At 62.1% G+C, this 21,461-nt stretch carries 20 protein-coding genes; 5 read left to right on the top strand and 15 right to left on the bottom strand.

Annotation, left to right across the window (positions count from 1 at the left end; translation table 11 throughout):
- Positions 1-9 precede the first annotated feature (9 nt).
- The 4 genes from HQ843_RS06200 (at position 10) to HQ843_RS06185 (ending at position 4,792) form a co-directional block, all read left to right on the top strand.
- Positions 10-1,218 (top strand): thiolase family protein, encoded by a 1,209-nt coding sequence (locus tag HQ843_RS06200; protein ID WP_180899334.1) that lies wholly within the window; start codon positions 10-12, stop codon positions 1,216-1,218.
- A 4-nt stretch (positions 1,219-1,222) separates the two neighbouring features.
- Positions 1,223-1,639, top strand: coding sequence for a Zn-ribbon domain-containing OB-fold protein (locus HQ843_RS06195; RefSeq protein WP_180899335.1), 417 nt, complete (start codon positions 1,223-1,225; stop codon positions 1,637-1,639).
- A 92-nt stretch (positions 1,640-1,731) separates the two neighbouring features.
- A complete protein-coding gene (locus HQ843_RS06190) occupies positions 1,732-2,754 on the top strand; it encodes a TAXI family TRAP transporter solute-binding subunit (protein ID WP_180899336.1) in 1,023 nt (340 codons plus the stop codon).
- Positions 2,755-2,887: 133 nt separating this feature from the next.
- Positions 2,888-4,792 (top strand): TRAP transporter permease, encoded by a 1,905-nt coding sequence (locus tag HQ843_RS06185; protein WP_180899337.1) that lies wholly within the window; start codon positions 2,888-2,890, stop codon positions 4,790-4,792.
- A 22-nt stretch (positions 4,793-4,814) separates the two neighbouring features.
- Here HQ843_RS06185 and HQ843_RS06180 read toward each other — a convergent pair whose 3' ends face one another.
- The 10 genes from HQ843_RS06180 to HQ843_RS06135 all read right to left on the bottom strand — a co-directional run bounded on the left by HQ843_RS06180 (position 4,815) and on the right by HQ843_RS06135 (position 14,109).
- Positions 4,815-5,951 carry an ABC transporter ATP-binding protein gene (locus HQ843_RS06180; RefSeq protein WP_180899338.1) on the bottom strand — a complete coding sequence of 379 codons (1,137 nt, stop codon included), beginning with the start codon at positions 5,949-5,951 and terminating at the stop codon, positions 4,815-4,817.
- A 90-nt stretch (positions 5,952-6,041) separates the two neighbouring features.
- On the bottom strand, positions 6,042-7,259 hold the full coding sequence (locus HQ843_RS06175) for an ABC transporter substrate-binding protein (RefSeq protein ID WP_180899339.1): 1,218 nt from the start codon (positions 7,257-7,259) through the stop codon (positions 6,042-6,044).
- A 150-nt stretch (positions 7,260-7,409) separates the two neighbouring features.
- Positions 7,410-8,267, bottom strand: coding sequence for a carbohydrate ABC transporter permease (locus HQ843_RS06170; RefSeq protein ID WP_180899340.1), 858 nt, complete (start codon positions 8,265-8,267; stop codon positions 7,410-7,412).
- Complete coding sequence (locus tag HQ843_RS06165; RefSeq protein ID WP_180899341.1) at positions 8,264-9,148, bottom strand: carbohydrate ABC transporter permease; 885 nt, start codon at positions 9,146-9,148, stop codon at positions 8,264-8,266. Before HQ843_RS06165 ends, HQ843_RS06170 begins: the two co-directional genes overlap by 4 nt.
- Before the next feature lie 10 nt (positions 9,149-9,158).
- A complete protein-coding gene (locus tag HQ843_RS06160) occupies positions 9,159-10,337 on the bottom strand; it encodes a Gfo/Idh/MocA family protein (RefSeq protein ID WP_180899342.1) in 1,179 nt (392 codons plus the stop codon).
- A 271-nt stretch (positions 10,338-10,608) separates the two neighbouring features.
- Positions 10,609-10,842, bottom strand: coding sequence for a hypothetical protein (locus HQ843_RS06155; protein ID WP_180899343.1), 234 nt, complete (start codon positions 10,840-10,842; stop codon positions 10,609-10,611).
- 61 nt (positions 10,843-10,903) lie between these two features.
- Entirely contained in the window at positions 10,904-11,140 is a 237-nt protein-coding gene (locus HQ843_RS06150; RefSeq protein ID WP_180899344.1) for a hypothetical protein, read from the bottom strand.
- 314 nt (positions 11,141-11,454) lie between these two features.
- Positions 11,455-12,411, bottom strand: a complete 957-nt coding sequence (tal, locus tag HQ843_RS06145) for a transaldolase (RefSeq protein WP_180899345.1) — start codon at positions 12,409-12,411, stop codon at positions 11,455-11,457.
- 252 nt (positions 12,412-12,663) lie between these two features.
- On the bottom strand, positions 12,664-13,548 hold the full coding sequence (locus tag HQ843_RS06140; protein ID WP_180899346.1) for a methylated-DNA--[protein]-cysteine S-methyltransferase: 885 nt from the start codon (positions 13,546-13,548) through the stop codon (positions 12,664-12,666).
- 75 nt (positions 13,549-13,623) lie between these two features.
- Positions 13,624-14,109, bottom strand: a complete 486-nt coding sequence (locus HQ843_RS06135; protein ID WP_180899347.1) for a DUF2244 domain-containing protein — start codon at positions 14,107-14,109, stop codon at positions 13,624-13,626.
- A 24-nt stretch (positions 14,110-14,133) separates the two neighbouring features.
- On the opposite strand from HQ843_RS06135, the gene nth reads away from it, so the two are divergent.
- Entirely contained in the window at positions 14,134-14,865 is a 732-nt protein-coding gene (gene nth, locus HQ843_RS06130) for an endonuclease III (protein WP_180899348.1), read from the top strand.
- Positions 14,866-14,927: 62 nt separating this feature from the next.
- Here the strand turns inward: nth and HQ843_RS06125 are convergent, their stop codons facing one another.
- The 5 genes from HQ843_RS06125 to HQ843_RS06105 all read right to left on the bottom strand — a co-directional run bounded on the left by HQ843_RS06125 (position 14,928) and on the right by HQ843_RS06105 (position 21,195).
- On the bottom strand, positions 14,928-15,878 hold the full coding sequence (locus HQ843_RS06125) for an IS110 family RNA-guided transposase (RefSeq protein WP_180897501.1): 951 nt from the start codon (positions 15,876-15,878) through the stop codon (positions 14,928-14,930).
- Between the two features lie 432 nt (positions 15,879-16,310).
- Positions 16,311-17,168, bottom strand: coding sequence for a D-amino-acid transaminase (locus HQ843_RS06120; protein WP_180899349.1), 858 nt, complete (start codon positions 17,166-17,168; stop codon positions 16,311-16,313).
- A 96-nt stretch (positions 17,169-17,264) separates the two neighbouring features.
- On the bottom strand, positions 17,265-17,984 hold the full coding sequence (locus tag HQ843_RS06115) for a sulfate transporter family protein (protein WP_180899350.1): 720 nt from the start codon (positions 17,982-17,984) through the stop codon (positions 17,265-17,267).
- 99 nt (positions 17,985-18,083) lie between these two features.
- Entirely contained in the window at positions 18,084-18,620 is a 537-nt protein-coding gene (locus HQ843_RS06110) for a hypothetical protein (RefSeq protein WP_180899351.1), read from the bottom strand.
- A 406-nt stretch (positions 18,621-19,026) separates the two neighbouring features.
- A complete protein-coding gene (locus tag HQ843_RS06105; protein ID WP_180899352.1) occupies positions 19,027-21,195 on the bottom strand; it encodes a malate synthase G in 2,169 nt (722 codons plus the stop codon).
- Between the last annotated feature and the right edge of the window lie 266 nt (positions 21,196-21,461).

Here is a 21,461-nt window from a genome sequence, read left to right as displayed (position 1 = left end):
GAGATTTCGATGCGAGGCAAGGTAGCCATTGTCGGCTATGGCAGGACGCCTTACAGCCGGGTCAAACCCGGCGAACAGGTGCTGACTGTCGATGAATATATCGCCTGGGCGGCCGATCTGGCGCTGACAAGCGCCGGCATGTCGAAGGCCGATTTCGATGGCCAGGGGCTCGGCGTTTCCCACGCCGAGGTCGCCCACACCGTGAACTGGTCGGCCGCGACCGCGGAAAATCTCGGCATCAGCCCCAACGCCCTTATCCGCGGCGATCAGGGCGGTTGCTCTGCAACATCGATGCTGATCCGCGCGGCAGCCCTGATCGAGGCCGGCGTGATCGACCGGGCGCTGATCGTCGGCGCCGACACGCCGCTTTCCATGCCCTCGATCGCCCCCGGCCTGCCGCTTTCGCCGGAGCGCACCCGCGGCGTGTTCTGGGATTTCCAGGGACCGTTCGGGGTGATGGGCGCAACGGCCCAGTTCGCGCTGGTGCTGCGCCGCTATATGCATGAATATTCCGTCACGCCCGAGCAGCTCGGCAAGGTGGCGGTTACCAACCGCTATCATGCCTCGCTGCATCCGGGCGCGATCTACCGCACGCCGTTTTCGATCGACGACTATCTCGGCTCGCGCATGCTGTCCGATCCGATCCGGCTTTACGACTGCGTGCCGATCGTCAATGGCGGGCTCGCCTTCATCGTCACCTCGGCGGAATCGGCCAGTGCCATCACCGACAGCCCGGTCCATGTGCTCGGCTTCGGCGAGACCAATAATTTCTATGCCGGATCAAAAGTGTTTCCGGACGTCACCGTCACCGGCTTCTCGCAATCCGCGCCGCGCGCGATGAAGATGGCCGGCGTCGAACATGATGATATCGATTTCCTGCAGCCCTATGACGACTATCCCTTCATCTCGATGATGACCATCGAGGACTGGGGTTTCTGCAAAAAGGGCGAGGGCGGCAGGTTCATCGAGGAACACGATCTTCGTTTCGACGGCGATTTCCCGGTCTCCACCGATGGCGGCCAGCTATCGGGCGGCCAGCCCGGCGGCGCCAATGGCGGGTTCATGCCGCTGGTCGAGGGGGTTGCGCAATTGCGCGGCGAAGGCGGCAAGCGGCAGGTGAAGGACGCAACGATCGGGGCGGTCTGCGGCTTTGGCGGCATTCCATACGGCAGGCCGGGTCGAAGCTGCATCTCTGTCATTCTCGGATCGGAGGCGTGAAGCCATGAACGCGTTACCCAACAAGCCGCTTCCCGAAATTTCCGACCTGACGCGACCGTTCTGGACGGCGGCGCGCGCGGGAAAGCTGGTGATGCAGAAATGCCCGCGCTGCGACACGGTCAACTTTCATCCCAAGCCATGGTGCATAGAATGCGGCGAACGCGCGCTCGAATGGACGGAAATGAAGCCGGAAGGCGCCGTCTATTCCTACACGATCTCCCATTCCGTCGCGATGAACTACCTCGGTTGGCAAAAGGAGCTGCCCGTGGTGATGTGCCTCATCGATATCGATGATGGCGCCCGGATGTATGCGCAGGTGACCGATGTATCGGAAGCGGATATCCGCGTCGGCATGCGGGTGAAGGCCTATTTCGAGGAAATCAGCAAGGAGGCTGGAATCCCGAAATTCAGACCGGCATAGATTTTCGTCATAGAACTGGGGCGCAGGTCCGGACGCCCGAGGCGTTCGCCATCCGGACGAAGGACCAATAACACTCTGGGAGGAGAACTGTTATGAAGACTTCATCGATATCCAAAAGGGGCGGGTTTACCGCCGCCCTCGTTGCATCGGGGGTCGTTGCGCTGTCGCTTGGCGGCGCGCGGGCGCAGGACCAGACCGAAATCAGCCTGATCAGCGCCCCGTTCGGCACCGGCTCCTACGTCATGGGGTCGGCGCTCGAGGAGATTTCCAAGAAGAACGATATCGGCGTGCGCATCACCCATACCGAAAGCCCCGGCTTCGTTTTCAACATCAAGAAGCTCGATGCCGAGCCGGAGCTGAAGGAAACCACTATCGTCGGTTCGGGCGGCGGCGTTCTGGGCCTTGCCAAGGCCGGCGACGAGCCGTTCGACAAGCCCTATGACGGGCTGCAGCTGATCGCCAACTACAATCTCAATTCGAGCTGGCTCGCAACCCTCGACCCGGACATCAAGACGATCGAGGACCTGAAGGGCAAGAAGATCGCTGTCGGTCGCCGCGCCCAGATCAACTGGGCGATCCAGCCGGTCGCGATCCTGAAGGACGGCTACGGCTTCACCGATGACGATATCGACATCGAATATGTCGGCACCCAGGAGGCCGTCGATGCGCTGCTCGACGGCACCGCCGATGCGGCGGTTGTCGGCGGTTACATCGACCCGGTCAGCAACCGGGTGATGATGAGCCCGCAGACGATCGAGTTTCTGGCGTCAGGCCGCAACCCCCATCATCTTTCCTGGGGCGCCGAGCAGGTGACCAAGGCGCGGGAGGCCGGCATCAGCATGGCCAACGCCACAATCCCGGCCGGCGCCGATCCCTCGATCACCGAACCGCTGGAAGGCTTCGCCGACAGCGTGGCATGGACCGTGGCGCCGGAATTTCCGGAGGAAACCGCCTATCAGATCACAAAGATGATCCTCGCCAATGTCGATCAGTTCGGCGAATATCAGGCCACCGGCAAGCTGATGTCGCCGGAGGGCATGGTCTATGGCTGGGATGTGGAGGATATCCACCCCGGCGCGTTGCGCGCCTACCGCGAGGCCGGCGTCATCCAATAGGGCACGGGGCCGGCGGAGGCACGACCTCCGCCGGCGTTTTTTTTTCAGTCAGGTTGCAGCGAATGGCGGACAGGGCCTGCCTTCAAAAGTCTGAAGAAGGGCGGGGAACCGCCCATACCGGAGCTTGCGGAACATGCGTGTGAGATTGTTGGATGGCGCACTGATCGTCACCGGACTGGCGATGTTCGCCTACCAGATGTTTTCGACCCAGTATCTGTTTCTGGGCTCGTACGAGCATCAGGCCGTCCATCTCGGCTTCGTCTTCGCGCTGCTCTTTCTGCACCAGGCGCGCCAGGCGAAAACCCGCTTCGGCATGGCGCTGAACCTTGCCCTCGGCGCGCTCGGCGTGGCGGCCTGCGCCTATGTGCTCGCCAATATCATCCACCTTGAGGAGGTCTTCGGCTTTCCCGACCCGACCGACGTGATCGTCGGCGTCGTGCTGATCGGCCTTGTCGTGATCGCCACGCGGGCGGCCTGGGGCTGGACGCTGCCGATCGTGGCGGCGATCTTCGTCGCCTATTTCCTCTGGGGCAACAACCTGCCCGGTCATCTCTATCACCGGCCATTCAACTTCGACTACGTCGTCTCCTATCTCAGCATCGGGCTTTCCGGCATTTTCGGCCAGTTCCTCGGCATTTCCGCCAATCAGGTGTTCCTGTTCGTCGTCTTCGGCGCGCTGCTCGGGATCATCAAGGTCAATGATTTCTTCCTCGAAGCCGGCAAGATCGCCGGCAAGGCGTTTCGCGGCGGACCGGGACAGACGGCGGTGGTTTCCAGCGGCTTCATCGGCATGATTTCGGGCGCGGCCGTCGCCAATGTCGCCGTCACCGGGGCCTTCACAATCCCCTACATGAAGCAGGTCGGCTACAAGCCCGAACATGCCGGCGCGATCGAGGCGGCGGCGTCCACCGGCGGGCAGATCATGCCGCCGGTGATGGGCGCGGCCGCGTTCCTGATGGCGTCCTTTCTCGGCGTTTCCTACGACACGGTGATGCTGGCCGGCGTGCTGCCGGCGGTGCTCTATTTCTGGGGCGTGATGCTCGGCGTCCAGTTCCTGGCCGTACGCAACGACATCCGCACCCCGCTGGAGCGGGTCGACTACCGCAAGCTGTTTCGCCGGCTGCCGCTGTTCGCCATTCCGCTTGCCGTGCTGATCACCATGCTGATCATGCAGTACAGCCCGGCGAAATCGGCGTTCTGGGCGATCGTGCTGGCCGTTGGCCTCTCCTATATCGATCCGCAGACGCGACCCCGTCTCTCCGAACTTGCGAAAAGCATCGCGGGCGGCGCGCTGATCGGCGCGCAGATCGGCATTTCGCTGGCGATCGTCGGACTGATTGCGCAGACGCTGATCACCACCGGTCTTGGCAACAAGATTGCCGGTCTCGTCGAGATCCTGAGCGCCGGCAACCTGCTGATCGGGCTGGCGCTGACCATGGTGGTCTCGATCATTCTCGGCTGCGGCGTTCCCACCAGCGCCGCCTACACGCTGGTCGCGATCGTCGTCATCCCCTCCATCATCAAGATGGGCGTTGAACCGATGGCGGCGCATTTCTTCTCGTTCTATTTCGCGGTGATCTCGTCGCTGACGCCGCCGGTGGCGCTCGCGGCCCTTGCCGGCGCTGGCATTGCCGGCGCGCCCTATTTCAAGACGGCGCTGTCGGCGGCAAAGCTCGCGATCTCCGGTTTCATCATCCCGTTCCTGATCATCTTCAACCCGCTGCTGACATTCAATCCGGTGGGCTGGGTCTGGGGGCTCGGCACCATCATAGCGGTCCCGCTCGGCATGACGGCGCTGACGGCAACGATCTACGGCTGCGGGCTGACGGTGTTTTCCGCCCGGGAACGCGCGTTGGCGGCGCTGGCTGCGGCCGGATTGTTCGGCTATTCGGCATTTCGCCATGTCGAGGGCCTGCCGCTCGAATATCCGCTGCTTGCGATCGGCTGCGGCGCGTTTGCGGCCGTCATGGTATCGCAGATCCGCGCCAACCGGACGGCATCCGCCGTCAGTCCGCAGCCAAGCCCGACGCGCGTGTAAGATCGCCGCATTGCCGGCGGCGTCAATCTTCCGCGGCAGGCGCCAGCAGCGTCTCGAAATCGAAATCCTTGAGTTCGACGCGGCGCTCCAGCGCCTTGCCGGCATCGTCGAACAGGTGGCAGTCGGCGGCATTGATGCCGATATCGACCGCCTCGTCGACGCGCACCGGGACCGAGCCGGCGGAGAGCGAGCAGAAGGTCTTGTCGGCGGCAAGCGTGGCATAGGCGATCGTGTTGATGCCGAGGCGCTCGATCACGGTGGGCCTGATGGTGATCGCAATATCGCCGCCGCCGAGCACGGTGTGCTCGGGACGCACACCGAGCGTCAACGTCTCGCCGACAAGGCCGTCGCGGGGCTCGACCGGAACCGTCAACTGCTGGCCGTCATAGTCGACGGTGACGCCCGCCTGATCCGCGCTCGTGCAGGTCACCGACAGCAGGTTCATCGGCGGATTGCCGATAAAACCCGCGACAAACAGGTTCTGCGGCTTGTGGTAGAGTTCGAGCGGCGCGCCGACCTGCGCGATATCGCCGGCATTCAGCACGACGATCCGGTCGGCCATGGTCATGGCCTCGACCTGGTCGTGGGTCACATAGATCATCGTGGCCTGGAGGTCATGATGAAGACGGGTCAGTTCGATGCGCATCTCGCCGCGCAGCGCCGCATCGAGATTGGAAAGCGGTTCGTCGAACAGGAAGATCTTCGGCTTGCGCACGATCGCGCGGCCGATCGCCACGCGCTGGCGCTGGCCGCCCGACAGCATGCCGGGCTTTTGCTGCAGGCGTTCGCCAAGCTGCAGGATCTGCGCCGCGGCCTCCACCCGGGCCCGCACCTCCGGTTCGGCCATTTTCTGGACGCGCAGCGGAAAGGCGATGTTCTCGTAGACCGTCATGTGCGGGTAGAGCGCATAGGACTGAAACACCATCGAGATGCCGCGCTTGACCGGAGCGAGATTGTTGACGCGCTCGCCATCGATGCTGATGTCGCCTGAGGTGATATCCTCAAGGCCGGCGATCATGCGCAAAAGGGTCGACTTGCCGCAGCCCGAGGGACCAACGAAGACGACGAATTCGCCCTCGTGAACCTCGAGGTCGATGCCCTTGATGACATCGTAAATGCCGTAATTCTTGTAGATGTTTTTGAGATTGAGCTGTCCCAAGGGTCTCTCCTGCCGCATCCGGGCGGCCTGCGTTGCGCCGGCCCGCAAATGGGGAAGCCGCCCGGCCGGACGAGGCCGGGCGGCTATCGTTTACTTGTACTCTTCGATCTCGGCCGCGGTCGAGGTCAGGATTTCCGAAGGTTCGGCATTGCCGATGACGACGGACTGGACCATGTCGACCATGGCGTTCTGGAAGGCCTGGTAGTCGGTGAACAGCGGCTCGGGACCGCCGAACTCGATACCGTCGAGGAACGGCGCCCAGGTCGGATCGGCGGCGACCATTTCCTGAACGCCCGGAACCGGACGCAGCGGCGTCAGGCCGTGGGTCTTTTCATAGAAGAACTGGTTTTCCGGATTGGTGAGCCATTTGGCGAGGCTGATCGCCTGCTCCTCAACGCCGGAACCGTCGAATACCGCCATGCTGTCGGTGATCAGCAGCGTGCCGGGGCCTTCGCCCTGCGGGCCGACCGGCAGCAGCGCCACGCCCCAGTTGAGGTCGTCATTGACGCGGTTTCTCACCCACGGGCCCTGTTCGATCATCGCGACCTGGGCATCGTTGAACAGCGGCGTCAATTCGTCCTGCTCATAGGCCGTCGGGCCTTCTTCGGCCACAGCCACCATCTTGCCGTACCATTCGAGCGCCTCGAGGTTCTGCGGGCTGTCGAGCACGATATTGCCGTCGGCATCGACCACCTGGCCGTTATTGGTGTAAACCCAGTGCAGATACTGGTGCATGGTGTTGTCGAAGCTCTTGGCGGTCAGGCCGAAACCGGGCGTGCCGGTCTTTTCCTTGATCGTGGCGGCCATGTCGTAGAGTTCCTGCCAGGTCTTCGGCGGGGTCTCCGGGTCGAGGCCGGCCTGTTCGAACAGGTCCTTGTTCCAGTAGAGCGCCTTGGTGGAAAACGCCACCGGCACGCCCCACTGTTCGCCGTCGAAGGTAACGGTGTCGACGATGTGCGGATAGTAGGAGGCCTTTTCCTCCTCGCTCATCGGCACCGGCACGATCAGGCCGTTTTCGGAAAGCTGCTTGAGAGTGCGCGAGCCCATATAGGCAAGCGCGATCGGCGTGCCGGCGACGGCGAGGTTGGTGGCCTTGTCCTGGCACTGGCCCCAGCCGACGACCTCGGTTTCGACCTTGTAGCCGGGATTGTTCTTTTCCCATTCGGCGATGAAGCCGTCATAGCCTTCGGCAAGCTCATCGCCGCACTGGATCATCGAGACGACCTTGTCGTCGGCGGAAGCGACGGACGCCGAGGCGACGAGCGCGAGCGTGGCGACGCCGAGGCTGAGTTTTTTCAGATCAGGCATATCGGTATTCCCCTATCTCTCGTCCAATCCATGATCGCCCGTGGACGGTGCGGGCCTTCTTGGTCCGGCAATATGCCGCTTTGACTGGCGCTCGCATGCTCTCGCATGTTCTCCCGATCGCCAGCGATGAGGACGGCATGCGCCGCCGGTTCAGGCCTTCACCGCCCCCGCCGTCATGCCGGCGACGAGATAACGCTGAAGGAAGATGAACACGACGAAGACCGGCAGGATGCCGACGAAGCTTGCCGCCATCAGCTCGTTCCAGATCACCTCCTGGCGTCCGAAAAAGGCGTAGAGGCCCACCGGAAGCGGCATATACTCGGTCTTCGAATTGAAGGTCAGCGCATAGATGAACTGCTGCGCGTAGATCGTCAGGAACGCGGCGATCGCGATCACGGAGATGCCGGGCATGGCAAGCGGCACGATCACCCGGCGGAAGGTGTAGAACCGGCTCGCGCCATCGACGAGGGCGGCCTCTTCCAGCTCGCGCGGAATGCGCAGCATATAGGTGCGCAACAGCCAGATGCCGGTCGGGATCGTGAAGGCGACGCCGGGAACGATCATCGCGAAATAGGTATTGATCAGGCCGAAGGAGCGCATCAGCCGGAACAGCGGGATCAACAGCACCGCGCCCGAAAACATGTTGACCGCCAGGAACGCGCCGAGCAGCGGCCCCCGGCCCTTGAACTCGAACCGGGCGAAGGCATAGGCGGCGGGCGTCACGAAGATCACCGAAAGCGCCGTGCCGATGCCGGCGATCAGGATCGAGTTGAAGATATAGCGTCCGAGCAGCGGCACCCGCTCCCACATATCGAAATAGGCGGCAAGCGAGGGATCTTCCGGCCAGAATTTGTAAGGCGCGGAAAACAGATGGTTGAGCGGCTTCAGGGAAACCATGAAGCCCTCGAAGAACGGCGCCAGCACGAAACCGAGAAACACCAGCAGCCCGGCATAGACGCCGATCAGCTCGTACCATTTATAGTGATGGATGCGGGCGGTGGGCTTCATCGTGCGGCCTCCCCGGAGAAACGGTTGACGGCGCGGAAATAGACATAGCAGAAGATCGACAGGAAGATGCAGATCAGCACGGCGCGCGCAGCCCCCGCGCCGAATTTGTAGGAGCCGATCGCGACCTTGTAGGTATCGATGATCATCGTGGTGGTGGCGCTGGAAGGGCCGCCCTTGGTCAGGATCCAGATGATGTCGAAGGAATTGAAGGTCGAGATCAGCGAGATCATCGACATCGTCACCAGCGCCGGCACGATCAGCGGCAGCGTGATCCGGCGGAAGCGGTAGAACCGGCCGGCGCCATCGGTCCATGCCGCTTCGTAAAGATCGGCGGGGATCGATTGCACCGCCGCCAGCATGTAGATCGTGACCATCGGCACGCCGATCCAGACGTCGGTGACGATGGTGGCGATGAAGGCCGAGGTGCCGGTGGCAAGGATCGGGAACGGTCCGTCGAGCAGGCCGAAACGCTGCAGCAGGCCGGAAATCATGCCGAACTGGCCGTTATACATCCAGCCCCACATGAAGATGCCGATCGCCATCGGCACGATCCATGGCGGCATGGCCAGCACGCGAAACAGCGTGCGGCCGGGCACGGCGGCGCTCAAAAGCACGGCGCCGAACACGCCGATCACCATTTTCGCGGCCACCGAGAAGAAGGTCCAGACGAAGGTGCGGACGATGACCTCGCCGAAGCCGCGCTCGAAGATCTTGAAATAGTTCTCGAGCCCGACCCAGTCATAGCTGCGCTTCAGCGAGGCGTCGGTGAAGGACAGGTTGATCGTATCGAGCAGCGGATAGGCGACGATCAGCAGGATATAGATCAGGGCCGGGGCCAGCAGGAGCCAGGCGAAGATGACGGCGCCGCGTTTGGTGTCCATCCCCGCCCCCTCAGCCTGCGGCTTGCGCCGCGAGGGCGTCACCGTGAAGAAGCGCGTCGTAGCGCGCCCACACCGGGACAAGATCGACGACCTTGCGTTCGCGGCGGGCCTCATCCATGGCGAGCGCCAGAATGCCGGCCTCGATCGCGTCGAGAGCCGAGACCGGCAGCGCCACGCCGCGGGTGATATGGGCGATCACATCCTCGGCCATCTGCTCGTCGGCGCCGTAATGCTGGGAGCGTTCCGAAGGGGCGGAATAGGTGCGCGACACGGTCTTTTCGCCGGTGCGGGCATCATGGACATCGAGGAAGCCGCGCACGAAATCGCCTTCCGCCATGCCCTTCGCGCCGATCACGCAGAAGCGGCGGAATTCGTCCGGCACATTGAGATTGGTGTGGAAGGTCATGGCGACGCCGTTTTCATATTCGACCGTCGCCGTCTGGTAATCGATGATATCGCCGTCGCTGTCGAAGACCTTGTCCGCGCCCATCCAGCCGCTCGGCTTGCGGTGATAGACCTCGATATCATTGGCGCCGGCGCCCTGGGGCGCATTGGCGGGCGTGAAGCTCTTGCGGCCGCCGAAACTTGCGACATAACGTGGCCGCGCGCCGACGACGCCATTGTAAAGATCAAGGTCGTGGCAGCATTTTTCCAGCATGAACGGCCCGGAATAGCGCGTATGCCGCCGCCAGTCGCGCATGAAGAACGCGCCGTGATAGGGCGCGATATGCTCCGAGGCTTCAATCGACACCACATCGCCGAGACGGCCTTCGGCCTGGGCGGCGCGCAGATCGCGGTAAAGCGGCGAATAGCGCAGCACCAGACCGACCAGCAGGCGGTCATGGCCATGGGCCTGCAGCAGGGCCGCGAGTTGGTAGCTTTCCTCGATCGATATCACGATCGGCTTTTCGGTGAAAACGGTCAGCCCCGCCTCAAGGCCGAGGCGGATATGGTCGAGATGCATGAAATTGGGCGAGCCGATCATCAACAGATCGAAGCGCTCGTTTGCGATCAGCGCTTCGGGCGTATCATAGGCCCGGCCGGGAGAAATGCCCTCTTTTTCAAGCGTTTCGAGACCGGCGGGCGCAGGGTCGACATAGCCCACGATCTCGAAATCGGGGTCCATTTCGGAAAACACGACGCCAAGATAACCCAGACGGAAACCGAGTCCGATTATAGCGACCTTCATAGAGGACTGTTCCCAACATTTTTCGTAATTTATTTTCTTCAGACTGAGACAAGAATGCCCAAACGTCAACAAACTTTCATGAAAAAAATGACCGCGTGAAAATGATTTTCAGAAATGCGCGATTTGCGGCTGGAATATGAAACTGTTCGCACGCTCAGTCGACGCCGCGGCCGCGCCTCTTCCCCCATGCGTGACATAAAAAAGGCCCCGGAAAACCAGGGCCTTTTTTTTGAGAATGAGCGGGCGCCGTCCAAGGCGCTGCTACCATCGATCAGTTGTCGGACTGGCGAAACTGATCGACAAACTCCAACTCGCCATTCGCGCCGACACGGAAGTAGTTGTCGTAACGGGCGCCGAACTTGCCGGTGCTTTCGATCTGTACGGTGCTGCCGACGGGCGAGTTGACCAGCGGGCCGGCATCCGGGATGGCGGACGGCTGGATGGCAAAGGCGGCCGGGGCGGCCAGAATGGAGGCGAGAGCGGCGGCTACTGCGAACTTGTTCATTATAAATACTCCTTGTTGCGGTGCGCTACCGTTTCCGGGCGCACCATCATGATTGTTGATTTCAGTCGTCGCTCTGGCGAACCTGGTCGACGAGCTTCAGCGAGCCGTCATCGGACACGCGATAGAAATTCACGTAATGATCCCCGAACTTGCCGGTACTCTCGATCTGGACCGTGGAACCGACCGGAGCCTTGGAAAGCGTGCCGGTTTCCGGAACGGCCGAGGGCTGGATGGCGAAGGCCGCGGGGGCCGCTGCGAGAGCGGAGACCAGGGCGGCGGTGGCTGCGAACTTGTTCATGATGAAACTCCTTTGATCATCATTGCATCATTTGATGACCGGGAGATGGGTTTTAATCGCGTGATTAACAAGTCTTCATTTTAGAGCCGCAGCGTCGTTCTTTTGTTGACGGCCCTCGCGCATATTCGTCGAAGCCCTTGTTACGGCTTTATTTTTGGCGCTGGAAACCTTCGGTTCGAGTGCGATTCAGCTTATAAATCAATTGATTAAATTGGGACAGAAGGACACGCTGAGGATCCTGTCGGGGCGGCCAAAGACAACAAAAAACCCGGCCTTGCAGCCGGGTTCATCGTTCGATTTTTCTTCGAAAAAAATCAGGCGTCGAGCTTTTCCGCCACCAGCGTGCGCAATTTGCCGAGGTCCTTGGCGAAATTGCGGATGCCCTCGGCGAGCTTTTCGGTCGCCATCGGGTCCTCGTTCATCATCCAGCGGAAGGTCTTCTCGTCGATATCGATCCTGTCTTCGGCCTCGAAGACATCCGGCGTCAGCTTGCGCTCCAGCTTGCCGTCGTCGGCGGCAAGTTCTTCAAGCAGGTTCGGCGCGATCGTCAACCGGTCGCAGCCGGCAAGGCCTTCGATCTCGCCGGTATTGCGGAACGAGGCGCCCATGACCACGGTCTTGATGCCGTTGGCCTTGTAATAATTATAGATCGAGCGGACAGACACGACGCCGGGATCGGTTTCCGACGTGTAGGTCTCGCCGGTATCCTTCTTGTACCAGTCGAGAATACGGCCGACGAACGGCGAGATCAGGAAGGCGCCGGCATCGGCGCAGGCAATCGCCTGGCATTTGGAAAACAGCAGCGTCAGATTGCAGTCAATGCCTTCCATCTGAAGGATTTCGCAGGCGCGGATGCCCTCCCAGGTGGAGGCGAGCTTGATCAGGATGCGCTCGCGGCCGATGCCGCGCTCGTCATAGGCCTTGATGATCGCGCGCGCCTTGGCGACCGAGGCATCGGTATCGAAGGACAGGTCGGCATCGACCTCGGTCGAAACCCGGCCGGGCACCAGCTTGACCAGGGCCGCGCCGACATCGATGGCGAGCCGGCTGGCGACGGCGGCGACCACATCATCCTTGGCGCCGCCCTGCTCCTTGCCCCATTTGATCGCCTCGGCGAAGGCGTCGTCGAACATGTCGGTGGACAGCGCCTTCAGCACGATCGAGGGATTGGTGGTGCAATCGACCGGTTTCAGTTTCTCGACAGCGCGGATATCGCCGGTATCGGCAACGACCGTGGTCATCTCGCGCAATTGATCTAGCTTGGAAGCCATTTTCCTCATCCTTCCTTCTATGGCCGGACCAGAAGGCCGGCCGCAATCCTGTTCCGCCGAAGCCGTCGCGGCGCTCCCGCGATGATAGCGGGTCGCGGTGATGCGTTCATGACTGTTCGCAGACATCGGCCCGCCATGCAAGGGCGGCAGTTTCCCGGCGACTATCGCAAGCGAGGCTTTTCAAAGTCAAGGAAGGATATCGCAATTGCCGGCGGCAGCAGGGTCTGAAACCGGCTGCTCCGGAACCATCGCTCAGGCCTGGCCGGCCTCCCAGCCGAGCATGGCCCGCTTGCGGGTCACGCCCCAGTGGTAACCCGTAAGCTGGCCGGACTTGCCAAGCGCCCGGTGGCAGGGAACGACGAAGGAAACCGGGTTCCTTCCAATCGCGGCGCCGACGGCGCGCGACGCCTTCGGCCGACCGATTTCAGCGGCGATATCGGAATAGGACTTGGCCTTGCCGAACGGTATCTTCAGCAGGCTTTCCCAGACCTGAACCTGAAAGTCGGTTCCGATCAGCACGACTTTCAGCGGCCGGTCCGACGACCATTCCTCCGGATCGAATATCCGCCGCGCATAGGCCGCCGTCGCGCGCTCGTCCTCGATATAGGTGGCGTTGGGCCAGCGCGCCGCCATGTCCTCGAATGCAACGCGCTCCTCGCCGGGATCGGCAAAGGCGACGCCGGCAAGCCCGCGATCGGTGATCATCAGCAGCGACCGGCCGAAGGGCGAGGCGTGGAACCCGTAGCGGATCACCAGGCTCTCGCCGCCGCTCTTCCACTCGCCCGGCGACATCGCCTCGTGGGTGACGAACAGGTCGTGCAGGCGGCCGGGACCGGAAAGGCCGAGTTCATAGGAGGTGTCGAGCACCGGCAGCCGTTCCTTGCCGAGAAGCTGCTTGGCGTGATCGAGCGTGATGGCCTGCAGAAACGCTTTCGGCGAAAGCCCGGCCCAGCGGGTGAAGGTCTTCTGCAATCCGGTCGGCGACATGCCGAGCCGCTCGGCGATGGTCTCGAGCCCCGGCTGGTCGCGATAATCCTCGCTGATCATCGTGATCACACTGCGCACCGTGTCGTAATCGGCCCCGCACGGGGTCATCTCGACGGCGCTGTCGGATATGGTTTCGAATAAGGCGTTCATCGGCTTCGTGCTCCTTCGTCACGGCAGCAAGCACGGTTTTCGCAAGCCCCGCCACCCGATTCTTGCCAGCCGCCGTCAAATGCGCTGTTTCACGGTCGCCAGCGCCTGCCGGAAGGCCCCTGCGAAACTCTCCCGGTCATCCGGATTGAGAAAGGCGCCGATCTCGGTTCGCCGCCCCTCGCCCGCAAGCGCCATGCGGGTGATGCCGAACTCGTCGTGGCGATCAACCATGAAGCGCGCCCAGAACGGATTGTAATGCGCCTCGAGCCTGCGGCCCGCCGGCGTCACCTTGGTGACCGATATCTCAAGCCGCGACACCGAAACATGCTCGCGCTGAAGGGCTGTCCGGTAGGACCACCTGAAGGCGGCATAAAGGCCGGCGAATGCCGCAAGGCAGTAAAGCGCGATCGGCCAGGCCCCGTGGGCGGTGAAATACAGCATGTTCGGCACGAAGCCGAGGGCCGCGAGCGAGAGCAGCACGCGAAAACCCTTGCGCCCCAAAGAGCGATGGGGGAAAAGTTCAGCCGAAAAGACCGGCCTGTCATCAAGCGCTTCGGTCATTGCGCGTCGAGCCAGATTGAAAAAATGACAAAACCCAAGACCACAGTCAGCACCCAAAGGCGCAAAAAGTCAAATACCGGTCGACCGAGCGTCTATAGCGATGCGGAAATCCGCGAGATTTTCCGCCGCTTCGAAATCCAGCGGCCGGAACCGAAGGGCGAGCTGGAGCACACCAATCCGTTCACGCTGCTGGTCGCCGTTGCGCTTTCCGCCCAGGCCACCGATGTCGGCGTCAACAAGGCGACCCGCGCGCTGTTTGCCGAAGTCGAGACCCCGGAACAGATGGTGGAACTCGGCGAGGAACGGCTGATCTCCCATATCAGAACCATCGGGCTTTATCGCAACAAGGCCAAAAACGTGATCGCGCTCAGCCGGAAACTGATCGACGAGTTCGGCGGCGAGGTGCCGAGGACCCGCGAGGAACTCGTCACCCTGCCCGGCGTCGGCCGCAAGACCGCCAATGTGGTGATGTCGATGGCCTTCGGCGAGGCGACGATTGCCGTCGACACCCATATCTTCCGGATCGCCAACCGCATCGGCCTTGCCCCCGGCAAGACGCCGGACGAGGTGGAGGCAAAGCTCGAAAAGATAATCCCGGACCAATACCTGTTCCACGCCCACCACTGGCTGATCCTGCACGGCCGCTATGTCTGCAAGGCCCGCAAGCCCGACTGTCCGGCCTGCGTCATCGCCGATATCTGCAAGGCCGCGGAAAAGACCTCGGAAATGCCGGCGCCGCTGGTGCCGCTGGGGTGACTTGAGACGACTTTCCTCGAGGCGCAAATCGCGGTCCAGGCCCTGCCTCTTTCTCGGCGTCATCAACTCTGTTGGCTTAGCTGGTCTCTGAACCTTGCATTCAATGTGATGACTATCTTTCGCATGACCGCGGCGAGGGCGACGATTGGCTTTTTACCGTTGTGGATGAGGCGTTTGTAGAATTCGACGAATTCGCCCCTTCCTTGTGCGGCCTGCATGGCGGGCATGAACAGGATCGTTCGCACGGCTGGCCGTCCACCGCGCATCCTGCGGTAGCCGATCTTGTTGCCGCTTTCGTTTGGATGAGGCGCCAGGCCCGCCAGAGCCGCTGCTTGCTTTCGGTCCATCTTCCCCAGTTCCGGTATGGCGGCAATGAGGGCTGCGGCCGTCGTTTCGCCGATACCCTTCATGGCGGTTGCGGTCCTGGCCCTCTGCACAAGGGATGCGGAGCGCATCAGCGCACTGATGGCTTTGTCGACAAGCACGATCTGCCGGTTGAGGACAGTGAGCAGGGCCTTGAAGGTGGCGGCCAGGTCGCGCCCGCCCAGTTCGCGCGCGCTTGGGGCCTTGGCGCGATTCTGCTCGGCCACCCTCATGGCCACCAGATCGGCGCGGCGGCGCACGAGAGCCTTGAGCCTTGCCTCACAGGGGTCCTCCGCATGCCATAAAGGCAGGGTTGCCCATCGCTCCAGCCCATAGGCGACCATTTCCCGCGCATCGATCGCATCGCTCTTGCCCAAGCGGCCGCGTGACCGGATGAAAGCCTTGAGCTTGCGTGTGTCGGCGCGATGGAGCGGAAGTTTCAGGCCCCGGCATTCTTCCATCAAGATGATCTCGTAGCCGCCGGTGGGCTCGCAAATGACCAGGTCGACATCGCACTTTCGCAGGAAGTGCCGGATCTGTTTTCGCTGGTTGGGAATGACCGTCGCGATGCGGCCGTCAAAAACGGCGATGGTGTCCTTGGCGACATCGACGCCAAGGCAACGGCACGGGGGATGATGCAAAAAGGTCATGGTGATGCTATCCTCTCTAGGCTTCGGATTGTTTGCGGGCGTGCCAGGCAGCGGCCCAATCAACTCTCCAAGCGATGGCAGAGTGCGGCAGTGACCTTGATGACGTCGGGTGTTGCCCAATCCTCGGACGGTCGCCTGCCACAGCAGCTGCGGGCTGTGAAAGAGCCCGCAGCTGCGCCAACATCATAACCTGCATTCAACAAACAATCCTCGGGCTTGACACGAGGATCCAAGCACATCCCACCACGTCAGGCGTAACGGCTTTCTCCATTCGTGGTGCCATAGTGTGCCCAAACGCCAGCGCCGCTCGCGACAGGCGTGGTTAGATCCTCGGGTCAAGCCCGAGGATGACGCGGGTGGCGGTGGCACGGCTTTTCGAAAAGAAACTTTTCGGAACGGCACTGTCCGATGGGAGGCGCCGATAACTGGTGGCTAAATCGCGTTCGCCCGCCGGTCGGCGATGTAGAGTTCGCGCAGCTTCAGACTGGTTGCGCCGGGCTTGCCGTCGCCGATCGGCTGACCATCGATTGAAATCACCGGGGTCACGAAATTGCTGGCAGAGGTGAAGAAGGCCTCTTTGGCTTCCCTGGCCTCTTCGACGCTGAAGGCGCGTTCCTCGACCTTGAAGCCGTTGCGGGCGGCGATTTCGAGCGCGGTGGCGCGGGTGATGCCGGGCAGGATTTCGCGTGACAGCGGGCGGGTCACGACCACGCCGCCCTCCGTCACGATATAGGCCGTGGCCGAGGTCTGCTCGGTAACCAGGCCGTCCTTGACCATCCAGGCATCGTCGGCGCCCTTTTCATGGGCTTCCATCTTGGCGAGGCTCGGGTAGAGAAGCTGCACCGTCTTGATGTCGCAGCGGCCCCAGCGCAGGTCCTCGACTGTCACCACGGTGATGCCGTTCTTGCCCGTGGGCGCGCCGAGCACGTCCTTTTTCTGGGTGAACATCGAGAAGGTCGGCGTCATCCCCTTTTCGAACATGAAATCGCGGTCGCCCGGATTGCCGCGCGAGACCTGCAGATAGATCAGCCCCGCGGTCATGGCGTTGCGGGCGGCGATCTCGCGGTGGAGCGCAAGCAGGGTTTCGTCATCGGTCGGCATGGCAATCCCGATGGCCGCCGTCGAACGCTTCAGCCGCGCGGCATGGCCGTCATAATCGAGCAGCTTGCCGTCGAGAACGCAGGTGACCTCGTAAATGGCGTCGGCGAAGACATAGCCGCGGTCGAAGATCGAGACCTTGGCGTCTTCCTCGGCCAGCCATTCTCCGTTCAGATAGACGATACGGCTCATCGCGCGCTCCTGAGTATTCATGATGTCAAGACGGTCATAGCCGCTTGGAGGCTTCGATTCAAGAGTGATGGATTCGCGGTTTATTGCATATTTACATCAATTTTCCGCACGAACCACGCCTTGCTGCCGGTCCATCCGTTTGAACAGATGCATCATGAAGGCGGTGGCGAACAGCGGGGTCGCCAGGTTGACGATCGGGATCGCCACGAAGCCGGCGACGATCAGGCCGGCAATGAACACCGTGAACCCGCGTTTCCGGCGGAAGGCACGCGCCTCCTCGGGGCTCATGAACCGCATCGCCGCGAATTCGAAAAACTCGCGTCCGAGCAGATAGCCGTTGACGATGAAAAACGCGATCAGGTTGACGCCGGGAACCAACAGCAGCAGCAGCGCGAAGATATTGCCGAGGATGACGACGCCGAGAAAGGCCAGCGCCTCCTTGATCGCGGCAAACACCGGCAGCGCGCGACCGGGCGGTTCTTCCGGATAATGATTGCGCTCGATATGCTCAGCGGCCTCATCGAGAAAAATGCCGGCGACGAGTGCCGAGACCGGGGCCATCAGCAACGCAAGGCCGAGCGCCAGACCGATCGCCGCAAACAGCAGCAGCACGAATGTGATCCAGCCGGTCCATTCCGGCATGGTCGGAAACAGGCTTTCGAGCCAGGGAAAGGCGAGCCACAGAAACAGGCCGCGAAGGGCGAACCAGAGGCCGGTCAGGCAGAGCAGCGAAAGACCCAGCACCTTCCACAGGATGGTGCGCATCTTCGGATCGATCAGATCGTAAAACGCCCGGCGGGCGGCATCTATCAGCATGGTCGGCTCCGGGACGGGACGAGAGGCCGGCCTTTGCGCCTGCATCGCGCAAAGTACCTTGCGCGATGTAGGGTTGGTTTTCGCCTGAAACAAGCGTTTTCAGGAACCGCGATGCTGCTGCTGGGAAAGCCAGTCGAGGCTTTCGCGGAAACCGGTCAGGTCGGCGGTCGCCACTTCCTGGCTTTCCGGGCCGTCATAGGTCACCATGATCGCGTCCTTGCCGACCCTTGCCGCGGCCAGCACCGGTTGTACGATCTTCGGGTCGCTGGTCACATAGCCGCCCTCGCCATCATCCTGCTTGAGCTGGCTGACCTTGATCGAGGTGATCTCCTCTCCGTCGACCGAAATGGTGAACTTGCCGTCGCTGGCAAGCGTGTCCCAGCCGTCAATCGTCGGCAGCACCATCATGACCGGCGATTTCGCGCCATTGGCCCGCACGAAGGAGGGGATCGCCAGGCCGCCGTCATTGGCCGGCAGGTCGCTGGTCGTCAGCCGGCAGGTCATCGCGGTATTGCACGCCGCATTCCAGGTGGCGCCGGTATCGAGCAGTTCCGCGGCCGAGGCCGTGGTCTGAAGCGCAAGGACGCCAACCACCGAGGCCGCCAGCCCCGCATATACAAATGAACGCAGTTTCATGAACATTTTCCTTTCTGTACGTTGACAGCGCCGCGACAATGCTCCCTCAAACGCGCCCAAACTGTGACGTATGCGGAACGCATTTTTTGAGCGATTGCTGATGGAAAACAAGGGATTGTTGTGCGGGGGAAAGCGCTCTCGTTTAGCCGCCCATCGCTCTGGCAGTGCGTCGCCATTGATCCCAGGCGGGGCATTGCGCATCCCAATCTCTCCCCTTGAGGGAGAGATGCCCCGACAGGGGCAGAGAGGGGTGAACCCTTTCCGAAAGCACGGGGTCTGCGGCTTATGCTGCACACCCCTCTCTGTCGCTTCGCGACATCTCCCCCTCAAGGGGGGAGATTGGTTGGGGGCTATGCGGCTGAGAAAGCTGCCATCTCAGGCGACGATTTACGGCAGCGTCGCAGTCTCAGCCCGCATCCTTCGCCTTCCGCTCCAGACGCCGCTTGTGCAGCACCGGTTCGGTGTAGCCGTTCGGCTGTTCGCGGCCCTTGAGCACCAGGTCGAGCGCGGCCTGGAAGGCGATGGAGCTATCAAAGTGTCCGGCCATCGGGCGGTAGGCAGGATCGCCCGCGTTCTGGCGGTCGACGACGGCGGCCATCTTCTTCATGGTCGCGACGATCTGGTCCTCGCTGACCACGCCGTGATGCAGCCAGTTCGCCATGTGCTGCGAGGAGATGCGCAGCGTGGCGCGGTCTTCCATCAGGCCGATATCGTTGATGTCGGGCACCTTGGAGCAGCCGACGCCCTGATCGACCCAGCGCACGACGTAACCGAGGATCCCCTGTGCGTTATTGTCGAGTTCGGCCTGAATATCGGCCTCGCTCCAGTTCGGGCGCACCGCGACCGGAACGGAGAGGATATCCCTGAGGCTGGCGCGCGGGCGGCTCTTCAGCTTTTCCTGCACGCTTGCGACATTGACGGCGTGGTAATGCGTGGCATGCAGCGTTGCCGCCGTCGGGGAGGGCACCCAGGCGGTGTTGGCGCCGGCCTTGGGCTGGGAAATCTTCGCCTCCAGCATGCCCGCCATCAGATCCGGCATCGCCCACATGCCCTTGCCGATCTGGGCGTGGCCGGCAAGGCCGCATTCCAGTCCGATATCGACATTCCAGTCCTCATAGGCCGCAATCCAGGGGGCGGCCTTCATGTCGCCCTTGCGGATCATCGGCCCGGCTTCCATCGAGGTGTGGATCTCGTCGCCGGTGCGGTCGAGGAAGCCGGTATTGATGAACACAACCCGGTCCTTGGCCGCGCGGATGCATTCCTTGAGGTTGACCGTGGTGCGGCGCTCCTCGTCCATGATCCCCATCTTCATCGTGTTCGGCTTCATGCCGACGATCGCCTCGACGCGGCCGAACAATTCCGAGGCGAAGGCCACTTCCTCCGGCCCGTGCATCTTCGGCTTGACCACATACATCGAGCCCGCGCGCGAATTCATGTGACGGCCGTTTTCGCCAATGTCGTAAAGCGCGATCAGCGCGGTGACGGCGGCATCCATGATGCCCTCCGGCACTTCGCGGCCGTCGCGGTCGAGGATCGCCGGATTGGTCATCAGGTGGCCGACATTCCTGACCAGCATCAGCGAGCGACCGGGCAGCGTCTTCGACGTGCCGTCGGCGGCGGTGTATTCGATGTCGTTGGCGAGTTTGCGGGTGAATGTCCTGCCGCCCTTGGCGACCTCCTCCGTCAGGTCGCCCTTCATCAGGCCGAGCCAGTTGGAATAGGCCAGCACCTTGTCCTCGGCATCGACGGCGGCAACGGAATCCTCGCAATCCATGATCGCGGTAATGGCCGATTCCAGCGCGATATCGCCGATGCCTGCCGGGTCGTCCTTGCCGATCATGCTGTCGGGGTCGACGAAAATCAGCGCATGGAGGTTGTTGTTGACGAAATAGAGCCGGAAGGCATCGCCGTCCTCTTGCCTGAAACCGGCATATTGCGCCGGATCGGCAAGGCCGGTTTCACCGGCGGGCGTCTTGACGATCAGCGCGCCGCCATCATAGCCGAAGCCGGTGACATCGGCCCATTTTCCGCCTGCCAGCGGAAAATTGCCGTCGAGGAAATCCTTGGCCCAGGCGATGACTTTCTGGCCGCGCTTCGGGTTATAGCCCCTGCCCTTTTCCGCGCCGTCATCCTCGGCAATCGCATCCGTGCCGTAGAGCGCGTCATAGAGCGAGCCCCAGCGGGCATTCGCCGCGTTCAGCGCATAGCGCGCATTCATCACCGGCACCACCAGCTGCGGGCCGGCGATGGTGGTGATTTCCGGATCGACATTGTCGGTCTCGACCGCGAAATCCCCGCCTTCCGGCAGGATATAACCGATCTCGCGCAGAAACGCCTCGTAAGCCGCCATGTCGGAGGGCGCGCCGTTTTCCTTGTACCAGGTGTCGAGCTTTTCCTGCATCGCATCGCGGGTCTTCAACAGCGCGCGGTTCTTCGGCGCAAGATCGGCGACGATCGCGGCAAAACCTTCGAAAAAGGCCTCAGCTTCTACGCCGGTGCCCGGCAGCACCGTCTCGGCCAGAAAGTCGTAAAGCGCCTTGTCATAGGCAAGGCCGTTCTTCTCGATGCGCGCCATGAAATCATCATCCCTGTGGCTGGATTCGTCATTGTCGTCACTGTAGCGGCAAAGGGCGCGAGGTCAATTCGGCAAGAATTTGAAATATTATTGCCATTCGGGCATAAATCCCTCACTTGCGAGGCCTCGTCTCCACCAATCTCCCCCCTTGAGGGGGAGATGCCCCGATAGGGGCAGAGGGGGGTGAACCCTATCCGTGAGCGCTGAGTTCGCGGCTTATGCCCAATACCCCTCTCTGTCGCTTTCGCGACATCTCCCCCTCAAGG

The sequence above is a fragment of the Martelella sp. NC20 genome (assembly GCF_013459645.1).
GTDB lineage: Bacteria > Pseudomonadota > Alphaproteobacteria > Rhizobiales > Rhizobiaceae > Martelella.
Note: the sequence above shows the minus strand (reverse complement) of the source record. Positions and strands in the feature narration are given on the sequence as shown.